This window comes from Actinoplanes sp. ATCC 53533 (assembly GCF_003947245.1).
Window position 1 is genome coordinate 1 of the sequence record NZ_QHHV01000648.1, and the last position, 598, is coordinate 598.

Sequence of the window (598 nt, forward strand, 5' to 3'; positions counted from 1 at the left end):
TCGTGACCGGGCTGGGCGAGTTCAAGTCCATCAAGATCGACCCGAAGGCGGTCGACGCGGAGGACGTCGAGACGCTGGAGGATCTGGTGCTCGCCGCCATCCACAACGGGTCCGAGGCGGTGCGGGAGCTGACCGAGCAGAAGATGGGTCCGGCCACCGGCGGCCTGGGCGGCCTCTCCCTCCCGGGATTCTGAGCCTGTGTACGAGGGTGCCATCCAGGATCTGATCGACGAGCTGGGCCGGCTGCCGGGCGTGGGCCCGAAGAGCGCCCAACGGATCGCCTTCCACGTCCTGTCCGCCGATCCCGCCGACGTGAACCGGCTGGCCAACTCCCTGCGCAGGGTGAAGGAGCTGGTCCGGTTCTGCACGATCTGTTTCAACGTCGCCGAGTCGGAGCAGTGCCGGATCTGCCGCGACACCCGTCGCAGCAACGAGGTGCTCTGCGTCGTGGAGGAGCCCAAGGACGTCGTCGCGATCGAGCGGACCGGCGAGTTCCGCGGTCGCTATCACGTCCTGGGTGGCGCCATCAATCCGCTCGAGGGCATCGGCCCGGACAACCTGCGGATCCGTGAGCTGCTGATCAGGCTCAGCACCGGCG

The 598-nt window shown here is 68.1% G+C and carries 2 protein-coding genes; both read left to right on the forward strand.

Features of this window, described 5'->3' with window-relative positions; genetic code table 11:
- Positions 1-194, forward strand: a 194-nt coding sequence (locus DMB66_RS60455) for a YbaB/EbfC family nucleoid-associated protein (protein WP_148113009.1), incomplete at its 5' end; no start/stop codon positions are given.
- Positions 195-198: 4 nt separating this feature from the next.
- A partial coding sequence (recR, locus tag DMB66_RS60460; protein WP_125812738.1) for a recombination mediator RecR occupies positions 199-598 on the forward strand: 400 nt, incomplete at its 3' end.